A 17,815-nucleotide genomic window follows, 5' to 3' on the forward strand; every position below is an offset into this window, starting at 1 on the left:
CAAATCAACTAAAGAGGTATTAAGATGAAAAAAGGGATAATTGGTGGAACTTTTGATCCATTTCATAATGGTCATATGCATATTGCATATGAGGCTTTAGAAAAACTGGAACTGGATAAGATAGTTTTTATACCAACAGGTAATCCACCACATAAAAAAAACAATGAAATAACTGAGGCCAATATTAGATATAAGGTAGTGGAGAAAGCAATAAAATATGAAAGTTTTTTTGAAATAAATAATTACGAAATTTTAAAAGAGGGATATAGTTTTACATATGAAACTCTTGAATATTTAAGTGAAAAAGAACCTGATACACAGTGGTATTTTATATGCGGAGTGGACTGTTTAATGGAAATTGAGGGATGGAAGAACGTTAGCGTTATTTTAGAACTTTGTAAGCTAGCGGTTTTTATTAGGCCAGGTTACAAGGAAGAACAAATATGTAATCAAAAGAATAAAATTGAGAAAATATATAACAAGAATATAATTTTAATTAATTTACCTCAAATGGATATATCATCTTCCTATATTAGAAAAAGAATTGAAAATGGTAAAAATATATCTTATCTTGTGCCTTACTCTGTGAATGAAGATATAAAAAAATTAAAATTATATACAAAGTGAGGTGATTTTTATGTGGAATGAAGAACAAATGAGAAATTACTTAAAAGAAAATCTAAGCCAAGGTAGGTATAATCATAGCCTAGGAGTTGAAGATGCAGCAGAAAAATTGGCTAAACAATATGGCGCTAATATAAAAAAAGCCAAAATAGCAGGATTAATACATGATTGTGCTAAAGAAATTGATAAAAAAGAGATATTAGATATATGCAGGAAAAATGGAGTGGATATTGATTATGTATTGGAGGCAAATCCATCATTACTCCACGGAGCAGCAGGTGCTATTATGGCACAAAAAGTGATGGGCGTTGAAGATGAAGATATACTTAGTGCAATTAAAAATCATACTATAGGTAAAAGTGATATGAGCCTTTTAGAAAAGGTAATATACCTAGCTGACTACATTGAAACATCTAGAAAATTTCCGGGTATAGAGGAACTTCGTAATGCGGCTTTTAGGAGTTTAGATGAGGCACTAATACTCTCTTTTGATAAAACAATAGAAGTAGTTATAAGCAGGGGTAATTTGATACATAAAGATACTGTTGAGGCAAGGAACTTTATTATATGTAAAGTAGCAAAAGAAAAAGATTATAATAAATGATTATTTAATTTAGGAAGCTTATAAGGGGGAGTTATGAAAATGGAAAATAATAAAAAAGACTTCAATGTAAAAAAGATATTAAAGAGAGTTGGAATTCCTATTTTAGCTATTTTTATTTGTCTTGCAGTGGGGATTACATGTTTTTCAGTATTTTATCTATCTGGAACAAATAGCAAATCTAATTTGGTGAATGTAAAAGCTGTGGTTCCAGAGAAAAATCAACCTGTTAATATTTTGCTTGCAGGGGTTGATGTAGGTTCCAATGATACAGGGGATTCAAGTAAAGTTAGTAATTCAAATCAAGCAAATTCAATAGTACTATTTCATTACGAACCTGAAAATAAAAAACTAAACATAGTATCAATACCTAGAGATTCACTTATAAAAGTTGATAAAAAAGCAGCTAAGCTAAATTATGCTACTTCAGTAGACGGTGCTAAATTTTTGCAAAGCAGTGTTGAGAATTTAATGAATATCAAAGTGAATTATTATGTTCAGCTAGATTATACATCGTTTAGAAATATAATAAATTCAATTGGTGGAATAACAATGAATGTAAACAAAAAAATGGACTATGACGATAATGTGCAGAACTTACATATTCATTTCGATAATGGAAGTACTCAAAATCTTGATGGGCAAAAGGCAGAAGAATATTATAGATGGGTTAAAAATAATAATGATACCGCTATTTTGTCAGGAGAAATTGGAAGAATAAAAAACGAACAAACTTTTTTGGAAACTACTATGAATAAATTCAGTAGATTTTCAACAATAATAAAGTATCCAGCTATAATATCTTCCGTATCAAAAAATATTGAAAGTAACATGAGCACCTATGATGTTCTTAAATATGCACGTGCTTTTAGTCATTTGGATAAATCAAAAGTTACAATGTCTGTGGCAAATGGATTAACTGTTGGGATTGATAGTAACAAATATTATTTAATGGATGATGCTGCAAATAGCAAATTATTAGGTAGCAGTGTTAAAGCAAAGGCTGATGTTAAAAAGGCTGATGTTAAAATTGAAATATTAAATGGTACTACTAAAAATGGTTTTGCAAAAGGTTTTAAGACACAACTTAACAGCAAAGGGTTTACCAATATTACTACTGGAAATGCACCTCAAAAACCAGTGGCTGTAACAAAGCTCACTTTTTATGGTACGGATGAAAATAATCTTACTAAAATAAATGATGATATGGGAAATGTAATAAAGGCTAGTGACTATGAATTAGTGGAAGAAAAAAGCAACAAATATGATATAATTGTAGTACTTGGAGATGACATAAACAAATGATATAAGGAGCGATAACAATGGAAAAAATTATTATTAACACAAAAAATGCACCTAAAGCTATTGGTCCATATTCTCAGGCAATAAAAGTAGGAAACTTACTCTATACGTCAGGTCAAATACCATTAGATCCTATAACAGGCAAATTAGTTGATGACAATGTAAAGAATGCAACTGATCAGTGCTTAAAGAATATAGGAAAAATATTAGATGAAGCTAATTCTTCTTTTGATAAGGTTGTGAAGACTACCGTATTTATTAAGAATATGGGCGATTTTCCAGATGTGAATGAGGTGTATGGTAAGTATTTTAAGGATAATCAACCCGCAAGATCTTGTGTTGAGGTTAAGCTTCCTAAGGATGCATTAGTTGAAATAGAGGTAATAGCAATAGTAGATTAGGATGTGTGAATGAAAAAATGGATAACAAACTAGAGTATTGTATTAAGGATGAAGCTATTGGTACTAAAATAAGAGAATATCTAAAAAATAAATTAAATATATCCTCAAGGTTTATAAAAAAAGCCGCCATTGAAAGAAGAATTTTTGTTAATGGATTCCCTGTGAAAATGAATTATATTTTAAGGAATGAGGATAAGATTCAAATAGACTTACACAGGGAGGAAAGTCAGGATATTGTTCCTCAGAAAATGGATTTGTCTATTATATATGAAGACGAGGATGTAGTTGTTGTTAATAAACCACCAGGAATAGTAGTTCATCCAACTAAGCGATATCAAGAAGGAACCCTTGCAAATGGATTATTATACTACTTTAAAGAAAAAGGGGAAGATTGTATAGTTAGGCTTGTCAATAGATTAGATATGGATACATCAGGTCTTATTCTAATTGCAAAAAATCAATTTGCTCATATGGCACTTGCTAGAGATATGAAATTAGAATCATTTAAAAAAGGATATATAGCGGTGGTTATGGGAAGTCTAGAAAAAAATACTGGGATAATTGATTTGCCAATATACAGAACTGGTGGAGACAGTATAAACAGGGTTATAGATGAAAGAGGGCAAAGTAGTGTAACACACTATGAAGTAGTTGAAAGCTTAAATGCAGGTGACATATTAAAACTGGAGCTTGAAACAGGGAGAACTCATCAAATAAGGGTACATCTGAGCAGTATTGGACATCCGATTTTTGGTGACACTCTATATGGTGGGGATAATGATATTATTACAAGGCAGGCACTTCATGCATATAAATTAAGTTTTCCACATCCTAAAACAGGAAAACTAGTTGAACTTGAAATAGATATTCCAAAGGATATTAAAGATTTGATTTTAGAATTGAAAAAAAAATATTAGGAAAAAAAGTTTAGATGCTATTTATAATAGTCTCTAAACTTTTTTCCTTTTAATTTTTTCTTTCTATAGATTACGAGGGCATAAAGTAACACAAATATTCCTATAATTAAATAAATTGCTTTAGTCTTATTTAAATTTAAGGGATTAGAATTAGATGAAAAAATACTAGGAGAATATGTAATACCACTCAGCAGGTTTAGGTTTCCTAACAATTTACCATCTAGATTTAAATCAATATTAGTTACCTTTTGTCCTTTATGAAATTTAGTTGTTTTTATTGAATTATTAATAAATTTAAAGCTAGGTTTTGAAGTAGAATCTTTAGCTGATGTATAATAAAAGTCTTCTGCAGCAATAAGAGGAATCTTTTTACCATTAGATTCTTTGTAGTAGGTTACTATATCTCCCGTTGAATACTCTTTGGTCAAATTAAAATTAGTAAAACCATAGTCAAAAAGCGCTTTTGCATCTACAAAATATTTTTGATCGTCACTATGCATAATTGTAACTATCAGTCTATGACCGTTTCTTGTTGCAGCAGCTACGTAAGAATGGAGTGATTGAGTTGTATAACCTGTTTTACCACCATCAATTCCATCACAATAGTCCCCCGTGCCCTTATATACTAGTTTATTTTCATTTCTCAAAGTCCTGTTTATGGTTGATGCAGCTTGGTCAGTTTTGTTGGTGGGAGAAATTTTATAAGAGGTCGTAGTGGCAATCTCCTTGAATTCAGGATAGGTAGAAAGCTTTTTTAATATAAGAGCCAAATCTTTGGCTGATGTTAAGTGATCTTTGTCATAAAGACCGTTTGGATTTTGAAAATTTGTATTAGTGCATCCAAGTTCTTTTGCTCTCTCATTCATTAACTTTGCGAAAGCAGGTACTGAACCACTAATGTGATCAGCCAGTGCAACAGCTGAATCGTTAGCTGAACGCAAAAGCAAACCATACAATAAATCCTTTACTGGTAGTTGCTCTCCATTTTGTAGACAAAGAGTATTTCCATCTAAAAGAGTATGGTTTTTAGTAGTGAAATCATTGCTTAAAGTTACAATATCATCAGATTTAGTATTTTCAATTGTCAAAAGCGCTGTCATTATTTTTGTTGTAGAAGCAGGGTGAAATTGTTCATCTATATTTTTCCCATATAATATTTCTCCTGTGGTAGCATCCATTAAAACTATGCCATCACCTGAGACATTAGGTGGGCTTAAAGTTTCCGCATTTGTTTTTATGCTTATATTGCTTAGTACTAAAAAAACTATAACTAGAACTGTGACTACTTTTTTCATTGTACCCTCCTTTATTCTTTTTAGGGCACACAGCATAGGGGATTGTGTGATTCCAAAAAAGTTTGATGTTTTTAGTATAACAAAAAAAACTATAACTGGCAAAAGAAATATGAGTATTTACCAATATATTTGTCAATAATTAGTATAAAAGGAGGGACGTTTATGAATAATAAAAAAATAATAGGAGCAACACTAATTGCAGTTATATTTATAGTATTCCTTATAGTTGGGTATACTATACAAAAATCTAAGAAAAATATGGATTACAATGATATATCTGTATATAAAGGAAGCAATTTTACTGAAAATAAAAGTGAAGCATCTTATAATACAGTTGATGAAAGTGGGGGCGGAGTTAAAAAAGTAATCAATGCACAAATATATGGAGAAGTAAAAAAGCCAGGAGTCTATACATTGGAAAATGGTAAAATGGTGAAAGATTTGATTGACAAGGCTGGTGGATTCACTGAAAATGCAGATTGTTTTAGTATTAATGGCGCAAAAAAAATATCCGATGGAGATGATATTGAGGTAAAATCAAAAACTCAAAATACTACTCAAGGTGCTGCTGCCATAGGAGGCACAAATGTTAATGCTGATGGAACTAATACAAACACAGGGAATGATAAACTAGATATAAATAGAGCAACTGAAGATGATATTATAAATAAGAAAATACCGGGTATTGGTAAGGGAATTGCAGAAAAAATTATAAAATTTAGACAGAGTAATGGTGGAAGAATTAACTCTGAGAAGGATATGGAAACTGCAATTGGGCCAAACAGAGGAAAAAAAATTATGGATTATATTGAAATAAATTAAAAACTACACATAAATAAGTTATACGTAATGGTGATTTTTCTATTTTAGTGTTAAATATATAATATGAAAACTGAACGTACATAGATTCGTTTAAATCAAATCTATGTACGTTGAAATTTTGTTAAAACGTTTTTAAACATCATAATTAGTCAAAGTATTTATCGTATAAGGCATTAGTGCATCCATAATCTATAAGCAACGGCTTTTGATTTAGTATTCCCCAGGAGGAGATAGCCTTTATGTCTGGATACAGTAAATCATAATGTTTTGCAATATTTTTAACAGATATAAAAAAATCGCTATTTCGTTTTATACTTGTATAATCAAAAATATTTCCATGTTTAAAACCAAGTATTTCAGAGAATGGTAAAGCTCTTCTCATTACTATCATGCCTTCTTTATACCAAACTATAGGACAAAAAAATTTTTTATATTTTGAATCTATACTATTGTATATATAATCTTCAGTTTTACATTGGTATTTTCCTGTTTTATTTTTGGAAAACTTAACAACATAAGTTTCATCTATAGCATATACGATTCTACTTGCTCCTTGACCTAAAAACTTATATTTATTTTTTAAACTATGATGATCCGTCAAATACAACTCTTCGAATAAATCTACTGGAATGTCTAGGTTATCAGCAGTATTCATAAAATTTACCTCCATAAATATGCAGTAGAATAATAATATATTACTCACTACTAATATATAGATTGTGTATTATATTTGACTATAACTTTTAGCATTTATATTGATTTTAGTGCTTTTTCGCATCAGAAGCAAAATTTTCATATCTTTCAATTGTAAATTTTTAATTTTTAACTATTTGAAAGTGTGTTAATATAGTAGTATTAATTAAATTTATATATTGATTTATAGGTATTGTGCTATATTTTTAACATCTATAGTACGATAATAATATAGAATAGTTAAAAACAATAAATAGTAATTGCTACTTAAATATTAAATGATAGAAAAGATTATTTAAAGCAAAAGGAGTAATGCAGGGGGAAATTTTGATGACTGATTGGTATAATTTGGCTTGGAATGATGTAGTTAACTTAATGCAAAGCAACGCAACTCATGGGCTTATTGAGGAAGAAGTTAAATTAAATAGAGAAAAATATGGTTCTAATAAAATAATAAACATGCAAAAGAAAAAAATCGTGAAATCTATATTAAAACAGGCAGTTCAGCCATGGACAGCATCCTTGCTAGTATGTATAGTTTTATATTCAATTTTACACATGTATTTTCCGGTAGCAGTGTTAGTACTATTATTATTAATAAGTATAGCAATGCTTTTTATGGAAAAATATAAAGATAAAAAAGATCTAAAAGCTTTGGTTAAATTTAATTCAGGAGAATGTACTGTTATAAGGAATGGAAAGTTAACTACCATTAGCAATGAAGAGGTAGTTGTAGGTGATATAGTTGTTTACACTAAGGGCAGTGTTATACCAGCAGATATAAGAATAATGGATTGTGAAAATCTTAGTGTAATTGAAACTGCTGTGACAAGGGATAATAATATAATTGATAAATATTCCGCAAGGCTTTTAGAGTATGATTTAAGTTTGTCGGAAATGAGAAATATACTTTTCAAATCATCTGTGGTGCATCATGGGGAAGGTGAAGGTATTGTTGTAGCAGTTGGTATGAATACTGAAATCGGTAAACTTATGGAAACATTTTTGGAAATTGAACAGCAGGAAAATTTATTTTATAAGGGAATAGGTAGTGTAGTTAATACTGTATCATTATTTGGCATTTTTGCATCTATTATTATTTTTGTGACTGAAATTACAAAAAAAAGTAACATATCACAACTGTGGTTATCAGTGGCTACATTGCTCATAACATCAATACCTTTTAGTATTTCAATAATAATATATGTTATAAGTGCTTTTATAAAGATTAATTTTAAAAGACAAGGCATATTTGTTAAAGGTATATCTAAGATTGAAGTGGCATCAAATATGGATGTATTAATTTCAGAGAAAGAAAATATATTTACAAAAGGTATTGTGAAGGTCTCAAGTATATATGATTCTAGTATGATTCAGCGTATTGGATATGAATTCCAAAGAAATGATAATAACAAAAGAATTATAGAAATAGCTTTGCTTTGTAATGATTCAGAGATTGGTAATATTAATGGTAGTGAAGATCAAATTGAAATTGCGCTTCTGAATTTTGGAAAGCAAAATGGAATTAATAAAATTGAACTTGAAAGAAATCAAAAAAGAATATTGAAAATGCCATACGATAAAGAAAAAAGGATCAAGACCACCGTAAATAAAATTGACAAAAATTATAGAGCATACGTTAAAGGTGCAGTGGATGTTTTAATAGAGGAATGCACACACATAATGAAAAATGGTATTGAAAAAGAACTTACAGAAGAGGAGATTGAGGAAATAAAGCTAGCTGACATAGATATGTCAAATGAATCCTTGTATGTTATTGGACTGGCATATAGAAACTTTACATACAAGCCATCTGTTAATGAAAACATTGAGAGTAATCTTATATTTGCAGGGCTTATTGGCTTAGAAAATCCTATTATGGAAGATACGGATTTATATATAAAAAAGTCAAGGTTAATGGGACTTAAACCAGTTATATATACAGAAGATAGTAAACTAACAGCTATGGCGGTTGGAAAGAATATGGGTATTTTAAATATAGGTGAAACTGTAATATCTGGAATTGAAATGGACTATACAGAAGACGTTGAAATAGAAAGAAATATACAGAAGGTGAGTATTTTTTCAAGAATACTTTCAACACATAAAACAAAAATAGTAAAAGCATATAAAGATATCGACTATAAAGTTGCATTGACAGGAAACAAGTTAATGGATTTACCGCCTCTAAAAATAGCTGATTTATCCATTGCGTATGGTGAAAATTGTAGTAATGTTGTAAAAAAGCTTAGCGATATGTATGTGAAAAAAATTGATTTTAAATTAATAATAGATTTTGTATACGATAGTAAAACCATAATTAATTCACTTAGGTATATAATTGAATTATTGTGCACATCAAGTTTAAGTCAATTTTTATTTTGTTTATTATCAATGATATTTTATAACAAGATGCCACTGTCATTTAATGAAATACTTTGGTTTAATATGTTTAATGGACTCATTATATCTTTGTTAATATTCTCATCTAGAGAAAAATTGTGGAATAATTTAAGTGTAAAAAGGTATACTGACAAAAGTATTTGGAATGAAAAGGGTATTAGTATTATATTTGATTCAGTAATACTTGCTTTGATTTGTATTGTGACATTTAATCTACCTATAAGTAGTTCAAGTAATAGAAATATTACAGAAATCTTTACGTTTTTTTCTGCTGGACAAATTATATTGATGTTTAAAATAAGGTTTATTAAAAACTGGATTTTCGACTCATTATTATTAGTGTATATTGCTAGTAACATTATGATTATTATTACTAAATTTGGAGCTATGTTTATTGGTTTAGAAGTAATTGATTTTTCTGGTATGCTGATTGTTTTATTAATGATAGTAGCATATATTTTGGTTTTATTTATTAAAAAGATTTTTATAAAGCGAGAAAATTTTATACAGTAATCATACGATTTAAATTTGTGTTTAACATTCATGTTATTGGATAAAATAATAACATGGAGGGAAATAATGATGGAAAAACCATTAGTTTGCTTTTTTATTTCTATGATTATAGGAGATCTTTGTGGCATATTACTCAATGATTTTTTATTTTTAGATGTGGCAATTGCTGCATCTTTTTTAATATGTGTTTTTTTAATTTGTGAAAAAAAATTTTTTGCTTTTATGATGCTATTTTTTATTATTGGATTTTCCAGCTTGCTAAGCTATTTTGGTGTAGGATTACCAGTAGAATCAGAATTAAATGTTAGAATTATAAATAAAAGCCAATTTTATACAACAGCAAGTTATATAGGTAGGAAAGTAAGCATAAATGGCAACCTTAAAAATGTTGATATTGGACAGAAAGTTCTTCTAAAGGGATATTTTAATAAGAGCACTGATTATGATTATGGAGTAATCGGTAACTATAAGGTTATTAAAATTGGAAGTAAAAGCAATGATTTTATATCAATACTCTACACTTTTAAAGACAAAATTCATAAAAAATTTAATAGTGAAATTGGTGAAGAGCTTGGGTCGGAAATAATGGCCATAGCATTTGGTGATTCAGCCCAGCTTTCACAGGATAGCAAAAACGATTTTAAAGGTTTGGGTATCGTATATGCTATTTGTGTATCAGGGCTACATATGTTAATTGTTTTTAAAGTATTGAGATTATGTCTTAGTTTAGAATTATCAATTATAGGGGGTATAATATACACACTATTTACTGGGTGTCAACCATCTACAGTTAGGGCATTAATAATGATTATAATATTGAAATATTCAAAAAAGCTTAGTAAAAATTATGATGTATACTCAGCCTTAAGTTTAGCTGGTATGCTGCTCGTACTGCTGAAACCTTATTACATATTAGACGTTGGATTCATGCTCTCGTTTCTTGCAACACTTGGAATAGCAATGTTTTATAAAAAGATATCAAAAGCTTTATACAAATTGCCTAAAAGGATTAATGAGAGTCTCAGTATAAGTTTAAGTGTTCAAAGTCTATCATTGCCCTATGCATTATTTACATTGAAAAGTTTTAGTTTTGGGTCTATTTTAGGGAATATATTTTTAGTACCTATATTCTCCATTTTGGTTGTTTTAGGCAATGTGGCATTGGTAGCATCTCCGGTTAAGATGTTATTTGGTATTATTTCAATGCCAATATACATGTTATTAACTGCGCTTAATGGAGGCATAAGCATACTACTAAAACTGACACCTCCTATGGTGTATATACCGCCAATTTATGCTATTTTTATAATGTATTTATATTTATGTTATATTCTTATGAGAAAGGGATATAAAAGTGTAAAGTATGGACCTATGCTTTTTTTTGTAATTATATTAATAAATCAATACAGTTTTTTACCTGGTATGTCATACTTGCAATTAAAAAACGGATACGGTTTTTTAGTGAAGGATAAATGGAATACAATATTAGTATCAAATTATGAAATAAAAGATAGCAATGAAAGACAGGAACTCAAAGGAAAATTTTTTGTAAATAAGTTTGTTAACAATGCGCAAAATAGTTATGACATTTTAGTTAGAAATAAATATTTGATAATAATACCTAAAAGCCAAGGGAAAAATAAAACAATACTTAAAGTAATTAACGTTAAAGATAAAAATAACATTATTTATTTTTACAATGATGGAATAAAGTATTATGGCATAAACTGTTTGCAAAATTATGATATAATTAATGAAGATTCAAGTGAAAAAAAGTCAAATTTGCCTAAAGACGATGTTGACTTAGAAATAATAAATAATAAAGTATTAGTACTTAAATAGTAGGTGATGGAATGATTAATTTTTTAGAGCTAGAAAATAGAATTAAGGCAAACAAGTTTGATAGTTATTACATACTTTGTGGTTTCAATGAAAACATTATTAAGAAAAATATTAAAGATATTATTGATAAAAACGTAAATGGAGACTTTTTAGATTTGAATTATTTTAAATATGATGGAAATATAGTTCAATATGATCAAATCTTTAATGCTTGTGAAACATTACCTTTTATGAGTGAAAAAAAAGTGGTGGTTGTTTACAGGTCTGATTTTCTAAGTGATAAAACAAAAAATGTAAACAAAAACAGTAACGACATTATTAAGAAACTTCAAGATTATGCGGCACATGTGCCTAAGCATTGTATTTTAATAATGTATTATGTATATGATAATGATAGAGAAAAATTAAGTAGCAAGGCAAAAAAGCTTGATAAAAAAGCATGTGTTGTTGAATTTACAAAATTAAAAGGAGTTATGCTTCAAAAAAAAGTTAAAGAAATGTTTGATAAAAGAGGTAAAAGTATTGATAAGACACAATTAAGCTATTTTTGTAGTGAAGTTGAAAATAATATGGACATCATTAAAAATGAAATAGATAAATTATGCGATTATACTGGTGATAGACCTATTGAAAAAAAAGATATTTTGGATTTAACAATTGCAAAAAGCGATAAGGATATATTTAACCTTGTTGATTTTTTATCTCAAAGGAAACCAGAATCTGCAATTAATATTCTTGATGATCTTATGTTCAGAGGTGAAAAAGCCACAGTAATACTATCAATGATAGAAAGACAATATAATATTATGTTGAATTTAAAGCTAGGCATGGAAAACGGCCAGAATGCAGAGGAACTTGCAAGGGAATTTAGACTGCACCCATATGTATGTGAAAAAATGATGATTCAATGCAGAAGTTATACTGTGAAACAAATTATTAAAGCAGAAGAAATATGTATAGAAACCGAAAAGCAACTAAAGAGTCAAGGAAGCGATGACAGAATAAAGATGGAGTTACTTATAATTAAAAGTGCAGTAGTTTAAGATTTTTGAAAAAATACAAAAAAATAAATAGCCGGTGATAAACACCGGTTAATTTATTAAGCTTCTAAAGCATGCAATTTTGCGGCAAATCTTGATTTAAATCGAGCTGCCTTGTTTTTATGTATAACTCCCTTTGAAGCAGCCATATCTAAAGATTTTACTACTTCAACATAGTTAACCTTAGCATCCTCAGTGTTTTTTGCAATAATTGCTACTTCAAACTTCTTTAGAGTAGTTTTTAAAGCAGATTTAATCATCCTATTTCTAAGAGTCTTAACTTCAGTTACTTTTATTCTTTTTTTTGCAGATTTAATGTTAGCCATTTAGTTTCACTCCCTTATAATATTATAAACACTCACAATTGGGGAATATCCTACGAGCATTCTCATATATAACATATGTATTATATCATTAAAAAAATCTTTCCACAAGTATTACTTTAAAAGAATAGTATCTGCATTAAGAGAAACAATAGACCCATAGAATAATTTTAAGGGGTGAAATTAATGAGCATAAGAACTGATTTAGCAGTTGAAGCCAAAGAAATATATGAAGAAGAAAGTAAGAAAGAAATTCAAGGCGTTGATGTTTCCACTAGTATTGTGGGTGAAATTAAAATTACAGATGTTAAAATACTAACGAGTCAAGGCGAAGACCTAATGAAAAAGCCAATTGGTACATATATTACTATCGATATGCCAAAGTACACTCACTATGATACTGAGACTATGACAGATGTAAGCAAAGTTTTAGCTACGGAACTTTCAAAGCTTATTAAGCTTGAAGACAGCACTACAGCACTTGTTGTTGGTCTTGGGAATTGGAAAGTAACTCCAGATGCACTTGGTCCTAAGGTTGTAAGTAAACTTATGATTACAAGACATTTAAAACAGCTTATACCTGATAGTTTTGATGAAGGAATAAGACCTGTATGTTCAATTGCCCCAGGAGTTTTGGGAATAACAGGCATGGAAACCTGGGAAATAATAAAAGGTATAGTAGACAAAATTAAGCCCAATCTTATTATATGCATTGACGCTTTGGCTTCAAGAAAACTTGATAGAGTTAATTCAACAATACAAATCGGTACAACAGGAATATCACCAGGTTCTGGAGTTGGTAACAGAAGGATGGAGATAAGCGAAAAAACCTTAGGTGTTCCTGTAATCGCAATTGGGGTACCTACAGTGGTGGATGCAGCAACTATTGCTAATGATACCATTGATATGGTACTTGACGAAATGATAAAAAATGCTGAAAGTGGAAAACAATTTTATGATATGCTTAAATCAATTGATAAAAATGAAAAGCAAAAAATGATAGAGGGAATTTTGCATCCTTATGTAGGAGATCTAATGGTTACACCTAAAGAAGTTGATGTTGTAATTGATTCTGTATCAAAAGTTATTGCAAATGGAATAAATATATCACTTCAACCGGCGTTAAGTAAGGAAGAGATAGATCAGTATATACAATAAGATGCCTCGCAATTGTTACAAGGAACTTACAACAAGTGAATAAAAAACGTAAAAAAGTACATCCTTTAAATAGTAGCATGCGTAATAACTCATATCTGAGTAGTATGCTAGAGTAATATGGGAGGGCACTTTTAAATTATGAGTAAAATAAGTAAATTTTTTTTTATAATACTAGTTATTTCTGTTTTTATTGGTATAGGCATAAGTAATATGGAATTAAATAGGATGATTTATTGTAATGAAGTTCATATGAAAACTTCAGAACAAAGTTATAGGAATATGATTAATAAATTTGATCTTAATGATATGGAAAAAAAACTTGATACACTTGAAAATAAAATAAATAATCCACAAGAATATAAAACCGATGACAATGATTTAGTTTTTAAAATCACTATACCTAAGTATAGAGTACTGTTTAACTTTATGCCGTTTGATTTAAGGTTTGAAACTGAAAAGTATAGGTTATGTATAAATGGGAAAATAATAGATAATTTACATAAAAAAATATATAAAGAACAAATTTATCTTGGAGACAATAAGGAAAAAATCATTAAAAATCTAGAAAGTGTGGATGAAAAAATATATAACGTAAGATCAGATGTATCTAAATATAAACTTAATGTAAACAACTACCTAAAGTAACTTACATAATATAAATGGGTTTATATTGACAGAATGCGGATAGGCTATGTTATAATTAGCTATAGACACAGAGGAATACAGGAGGATACAAATGCAGAGTATTAGGGAAAAATATATAAGAAATTTTTGTATAGTTGCACATATAGATCATGGCAAGTCCACACTTGCAGATAGGCTTTTAGAAAAAACAGGTACACTTACTAAAAGAGAAATGGAAGAGCAAGTATTAGATAACATGGACCTAGAAAGAGAAAGAGGTATAACCATAAAGTCTCAGGCAGCCAGGCTTGTATATAAGGGGAAAGATGGTCATGAATACATATTTAATTTGATAGATACGCCAGGACATGTGGATTTTAACTATGAAGTTTCAAGAAGTCTTACGGCTTGCGAGGGAGCAATACTAATTGTGGATGCTACACAAGGAATTCAAGCTCAAACTTTAGCAAATTGTTATCTTGCTTTAGATCATGGACTTGAAGTATTGCCGGTAATAAATAAAATTGATTTACCAAGTGCAAGACCGGAAGAAATCAAAAAACAAATTGAGGATGTAATTGGAATAGAAGCAGGAGAAGCACCACTTATTTCTGCAAAAACTGGACTTAATATTGAAGATGTTTTAGAAGCAGTTATAGAAAAAATACCAGCACCAACTGGGGACGAAGAGGCACCACTGAAGGCACTTATATTTGACTCTTATTATGATGGATATAAAGGGGTCATAAGTTATATAAGAGTAATGGATGGTGTTGTAAGAGCGGGAACAAAGATAAAACTTATGGCTACTAAAAAGGAATTTTTGGTCATAGAGGTTGGTATTTTTTCGCCAGCATATTTACCAGTAAAAGAATTGAGGGCAGGAGACGTTGGATATATAACAGCATCAATGAGGGATGTTCGAGATGCTCATGTAGGAGATACAATAACTGAGGTAAGTAGACCTACTTCAGAGGCCCTTGAAGGTTATAGACCAGCAATACCTATGGTATTCTGCGGTATTTATCCTATAGATGGTGCTAAATATGGAGAACTTAAAGATGCACTTGAAAAACTTCAAGTAAATGACGCTGCACTTAGTTTTGAACCAGAAACATCATTAGCGTTGGGATTTGGATTCAGATGTGGATTTTTAGGGCTTTTGCACATGGAAATAATTCAAGAGAGAGTTGAAAGAGAATTCAATCTGGATATTATAACTACGGCACCATCTGTTATATATAAAATAATTAAGACTGATGGAACTCTTTTAGAAATAACAAACCCAACAAATTTACCTGATTTTTCAGAAATTGATTTTATGGAGGAACCTGTGGTTAAGTCTTCTATAATTACACCATCAGAGTATGTTGGAACGATAATGGAACTTTGCCAAAATAGAAGAGGAACATTTATTGATATGCAATATATTGAAACAACTAGAGTTGTATTAAACTATAAAATTCCTTTAAATGAAATTATATATGATTTTTTTGATGTATTAAAATCAAAGAGCAGAGGGTATGCTTCATTTGACTATGAAATGGATGGGTATGCAGTTGCAAAGCTTGTTAAGCTAGACATACTTTTAAATGGGGATGTTGTAGATGCATTATCCATGATAGTACCAGAGGAAAGTGCATACCATAAAGGAAGAGCAATAGCAGAAAAATTAAAGGGAATCATACCTAGACAGATGTTTGAAGTTCCAATTCAAGCCGCTGTAGGAGCTAAAGTTATCGCTAGGGAAACAGTTAAAGCTCTTAGAAAAGATGTACTTGCTAAATGTTACGGTGGTGATATAAGTAGAAAGAAGAAATTGCTTTCCAAGCAAAAAGAAGGAAAAAAGAGAATGAGACAAGTTGGAAATGTGGAAATACCTCAAGAAGCATTTATGTCTATATTAAAGGTAGACTAGTAATTATTATAAGGTATCTAAAAAATAACTAGCTAATTACGCTAGTATTTTTTTTAGATACCTAAATTTAGGAGGGGGGTTAAACCTTTATGAAAGAAATAGCTTTATATATTCACATACCCTTCTGCAAACAGAAGTGTCTTTACTGCGATTTCCCTTCATTTTGTAACTTAGAACCCTTAATGGATGATTACATTGAAGCATTAGGGAATGAATTAAGAACATTTAAAGCCAAAAATATTATAAAAACTATATTTATAGGTGGGGGAACGCCCACCTATTTGAATTTAAAATCATTAATTGCTTTAAAAAAGATTATAAGTGAGCTAAGGATTGATAAAGATGTTGAATTTACCATAGAAGGGAATCCAGGGACATTCACAGAAGAAAAGCTAGAGGTATTAAAGTCCATGGGAGTAAACAGGCTTAGCATTGGTCTTCAAGCAGTTCAAGATACATTGTTAAAAAAACTTGGAAGAATTCACAGTTATGAAGATTTTACTAAAAGTTATAATCTAGCAAGAAATCTGGGATTTGATAATATAAATATAGATTTAATGTTTGGACTTCCAGGACAAACAATGGAAATGTGGTGTGAAACTCTAGAAACGGTAATAAGGTTAAAGCCTGAACATCTGTCTTGTTATAGTTTGATATTGGAAGAAGGTACAGCTTTTTATAAATTATACAGTGAAGAAGATTTGCCAAGTGAAGATAATGTTTTAAAGATGTATGCAGATACAAAAAAAATGTTAAAAGAAAATTCATATTATCAATATGAAATATCTAATTTCTCTAAAATGGGATTTCAGTGTAAACACAATATTGTATATTGGGATTTAAATAGTTATATTGGCGTGGGATCTAGTGCACATTCATATTATAAAGGTGTTAGGTATAGAAATGAGGCCAATGTGAAAAAATATATAGAAAATATAAAAAATAATGAAAGCGTAATAGTAGAAAAATATAATAACACTATTGAAGATGATATGGAGGAATTTATGTTTTTAGGTCTTAGGAAAATTCAAGGTATTTCCTTAGAAGAGTTTAATAAAAGATTTAAAAAAGATATTTATGATGTATATGGTGATGTAATAAATAAATATAAAAAAGATAAATTAATAATTGAAAACCTAGGCAGAATGCGTCTTTCAGGTAGGGGGATAGAAATTTCAAACTATGTTTTAAGTGACTTTATAATTAAAAGCTAGAGCAATTGGTGATAATATGGAGAAAAACAGAGTATATAGTAAATAAACACGGACAATATGCCTGTAAGCATCAATTGACAATTACGATAAAAGTTGACAAAAATATTGTGCAGTGATAATTTAAA

At 29.5% G+C, this 17,815-nt stretch carries 16 protein-coding genes; 13 read left to right on the forward strand and 3 right to left on the reverse strand.

Going from position 1 to position 17,815, the window contains the following annotated elements; genetic code table 11:
• Positions 1 to 24 precede the first annotated feature (24 nt).
• The 5 genes from nadD to BR66_RS0122100 are packed head-to-tail and all read left to right on the forward strand — an operon-like array spanning position 25 to position 3,845.
• Positions 25 to 627 (forward strand): nicotinate-nucleotide adenylyltransferase, encoded by a 603-nt coding sequence (nadD, locus tag BR66_RS0122080; protein WP_026884861.1) that lies wholly within the window; start codon positions 25 to 27, stop codon positions 625 to 627.
• A 10-nt stretch (positions 628 to 637) separates the two neighbouring features.
• A complete protein-coding gene (gene yqeK, locus BR66_RS0122085; protein WP_026884862.1) occupies positions 638 to 1,228 on the forward strand; it encodes a bis(5'-nucleosyl)-tetraphosphatase (symmetrical) YqeK in 591 nt (196 codons plus the stop codon).
• A 39-nt stretch (positions 1,229 to 1,267) separates the two neighbouring features.
• Entirely contained in the window at positions 1,268 to 2,530 is a 1,263-nt protein-coding gene (locus BR66_RS0122090; RefSeq protein WP_026884863.1) for an LCP family protein, read from the forward strand.
• 17 nt (positions 2,531 to 2,547) lie between these two features.
• The gene (locus BR66_RS0122095; RefSeq protein WP_026884864.1) at positions 2,548 to 2,928 is read left to right on the forward strand and encodes a RidA family protein; all 381 of its coding nucleotides are present in this window, start codon (positions 2,548 to 2,550) and stop codon (positions 2,926 to 2,928) included.
• A gap of 17 nt (positions 2,929 to 2,945) precedes the next feature.
• Complete coding sequence (locus BR66_RS0122100) at positions 2,946 to 3,845, forward strand: RluA family pseudouridine synthase (RefSeq protein WP_026884865.1); 900 nt, start codon at positions 2,946 to 2,948, stop codon at positions 3,843 to 3,845.
• A 17-nt stretch (positions 3,846 to 3,862) separates the two neighbouring features.
• On the opposite strand, the gene BR66_RS0122105 is transcribed toward BR66_RS0122100, so the two are convergent.
• On the reverse strand, positions 3,863 to 5,140 hold the full coding sequence (locus BR66_RS0122105) for a D-alanyl-D-alanine carboxypeptidase family protein (protein ID WP_026884866.1): 1,278 nt from the start codon (positions 5,138 to 5,140) through the stop codon (positions 3,863 to 3,865).
• A gap of 162 nt (positions 5,141 to 5,302) precedes the next feature.
• On the opposite strand from BR66_RS0122105, the gene BR66_RS0122110 reads away from it, so the two are divergent.
• Positions 5,303 to 5,962 (forward strand): ComEA family DNA-binding protein, encoded by a 660-nt coding sequence (locus tag BR66_RS0122110; RefSeq protein ID WP_026884867.1) that lies wholly within the window; start codon positions 5,303 to 5,305, stop codon positions 5,960 to 5,962.
• 145 nt (positions 5,963 to 6,107) lie between these two features.
• Here the strand turns inward: BR66_RS0122110 and BR66_RS0122115 are convergent, their stop codons facing one another.
• On the reverse strand, positions 6,108 to 6,617 hold the full coding sequence (locus BR66_RS0122115) for a hypothetical protein (protein ID WP_026884868.1): 510 nt from the start codon (positions 6,615 to 6,617) through the stop codon (positions 6,108 to 6,110).
• A 368-nt stretch (positions 6,618 to 6,985) separates the two neighbouring features.
• Here BR66_RS0122115 and BR66_RS0122120 point away from each other — a divergent pair, with 368 nt between their 5' ends.
• From BR66_RS0122120 to holA, 3 genes are all read left to right on the forward strand, one after another.
• Positions 6,986 to 9,571, forward strand: coding sequence for a P-type ATPase actuator domain-containing protein (locus BR66_RS0122120; RefSeq protein WP_026884869.1), 2,586 nt, complete (start codon positions 6,986 to 6,988; stop codon positions 9,569 to 9,571).
• A gap of 66 nt (positions 9,572 to 9,637) precedes the next feature.
• Positions 9,638 to 11,413: a ComEC/Rec2 family competence protein gene (locus BR66_RS0122125; RefSeq protein ID WP_026884870.1), complete on the forward strand. Its 1,776-nt coding sequence runs from the start codon at positions 9,638 to 9,640 to the stop codon at positions 11,411 to 11,413.
• A gap of 11 nt (positions 11,414 to 11,424) precedes the next feature.
• Entirely contained in the window at positions 11,425 to 12,456 is a 1,032-nt protein-coding gene (holA, locus tag BR66_RS0122130) for a DNA polymerase III subunit delta (RefSeq protein WP_026884871.1), read from the forward strand.
• Between the two features lie 56 nt (positions 12,457 to 12,512).
• Here holA and rpsT read toward each other — a convergent pair whose 3' ends face one another.
• Complete coding sequence (gene rpsT / locus BR66_RS0122135) at positions 12,513 to 12,779, reverse strand: 30S ribosomal protein S20 (RefSeq protein ID WP_026884872.1); 267 nt, start codon at positions 12,777 to 12,779, stop codon at positions 12,513 to 12,515.
• Between the two features lie 183 nt (positions 12,780 to 12,962).
• Between rpsT and gpr the strand changes: the two genes are divergently transcribed.
• From gpr to hemW, 4 genes are all read left to right on the forward strand, one after another.
• Positions 12,963 to 13,934 carry a GPR endopeptidase gene (gene gpr, locus BR66_RS0122140; RefSeq protein WP_026884873.1) on the forward strand — a complete coding sequence of 324 codons (972 nt, stop codon included), beginning with the start codon at positions 12,963 to 12,965 and terminating at the stop codon, positions 13,932 to 13,934.
• Between the two features lie 138 nt (positions 13,935 to 14,072).
• Entirely contained in the window at positions 14,073 to 14,579 is a 507-nt protein-coding gene (locus BR66_RS0122145) for a hypothetical protein (RefSeq protein WP_035796866.1), read from the forward strand.
• A 91-nt stretch (positions 14,580 to 14,670) separates the two neighbouring features.
• A complete protein-coding gene (gene lepA, locus BR66_RS0122150) occupies positions 14,671 to 16,476 on the forward strand; it encodes a translation elongation factor 4 (RefSeq protein ID WP_026884875.1) in 1,806 nt (601 codons plus the stop codon).
• A gap of 89 nt (positions 16,477 to 16,565) precedes the next feature.
• Positions 16,566 to 17,690, forward strand: coding sequence for a radical SAM family heme chaperone HemW (gene hemW / locus BR66_RS0122155; protein ID WP_026884876.1), 1,125 nt, complete (start codon positions 16,566 to 16,568; stop codon positions 17,688 to 17,690).
• Positions 17,691 to 17,815: the final 125 nt, after the last annotated feature.

It is taken from the genome of Clostridium akagii DSM 12554 (genome assembly GCF_000686725.1).
In the GTDB taxonomy this organism is placed as follows: Bacteria; Bacillota; Clostridia; order Clostridiales; family Clostridiaceae; genus Clostridium_I; species Clostridium_I akagii.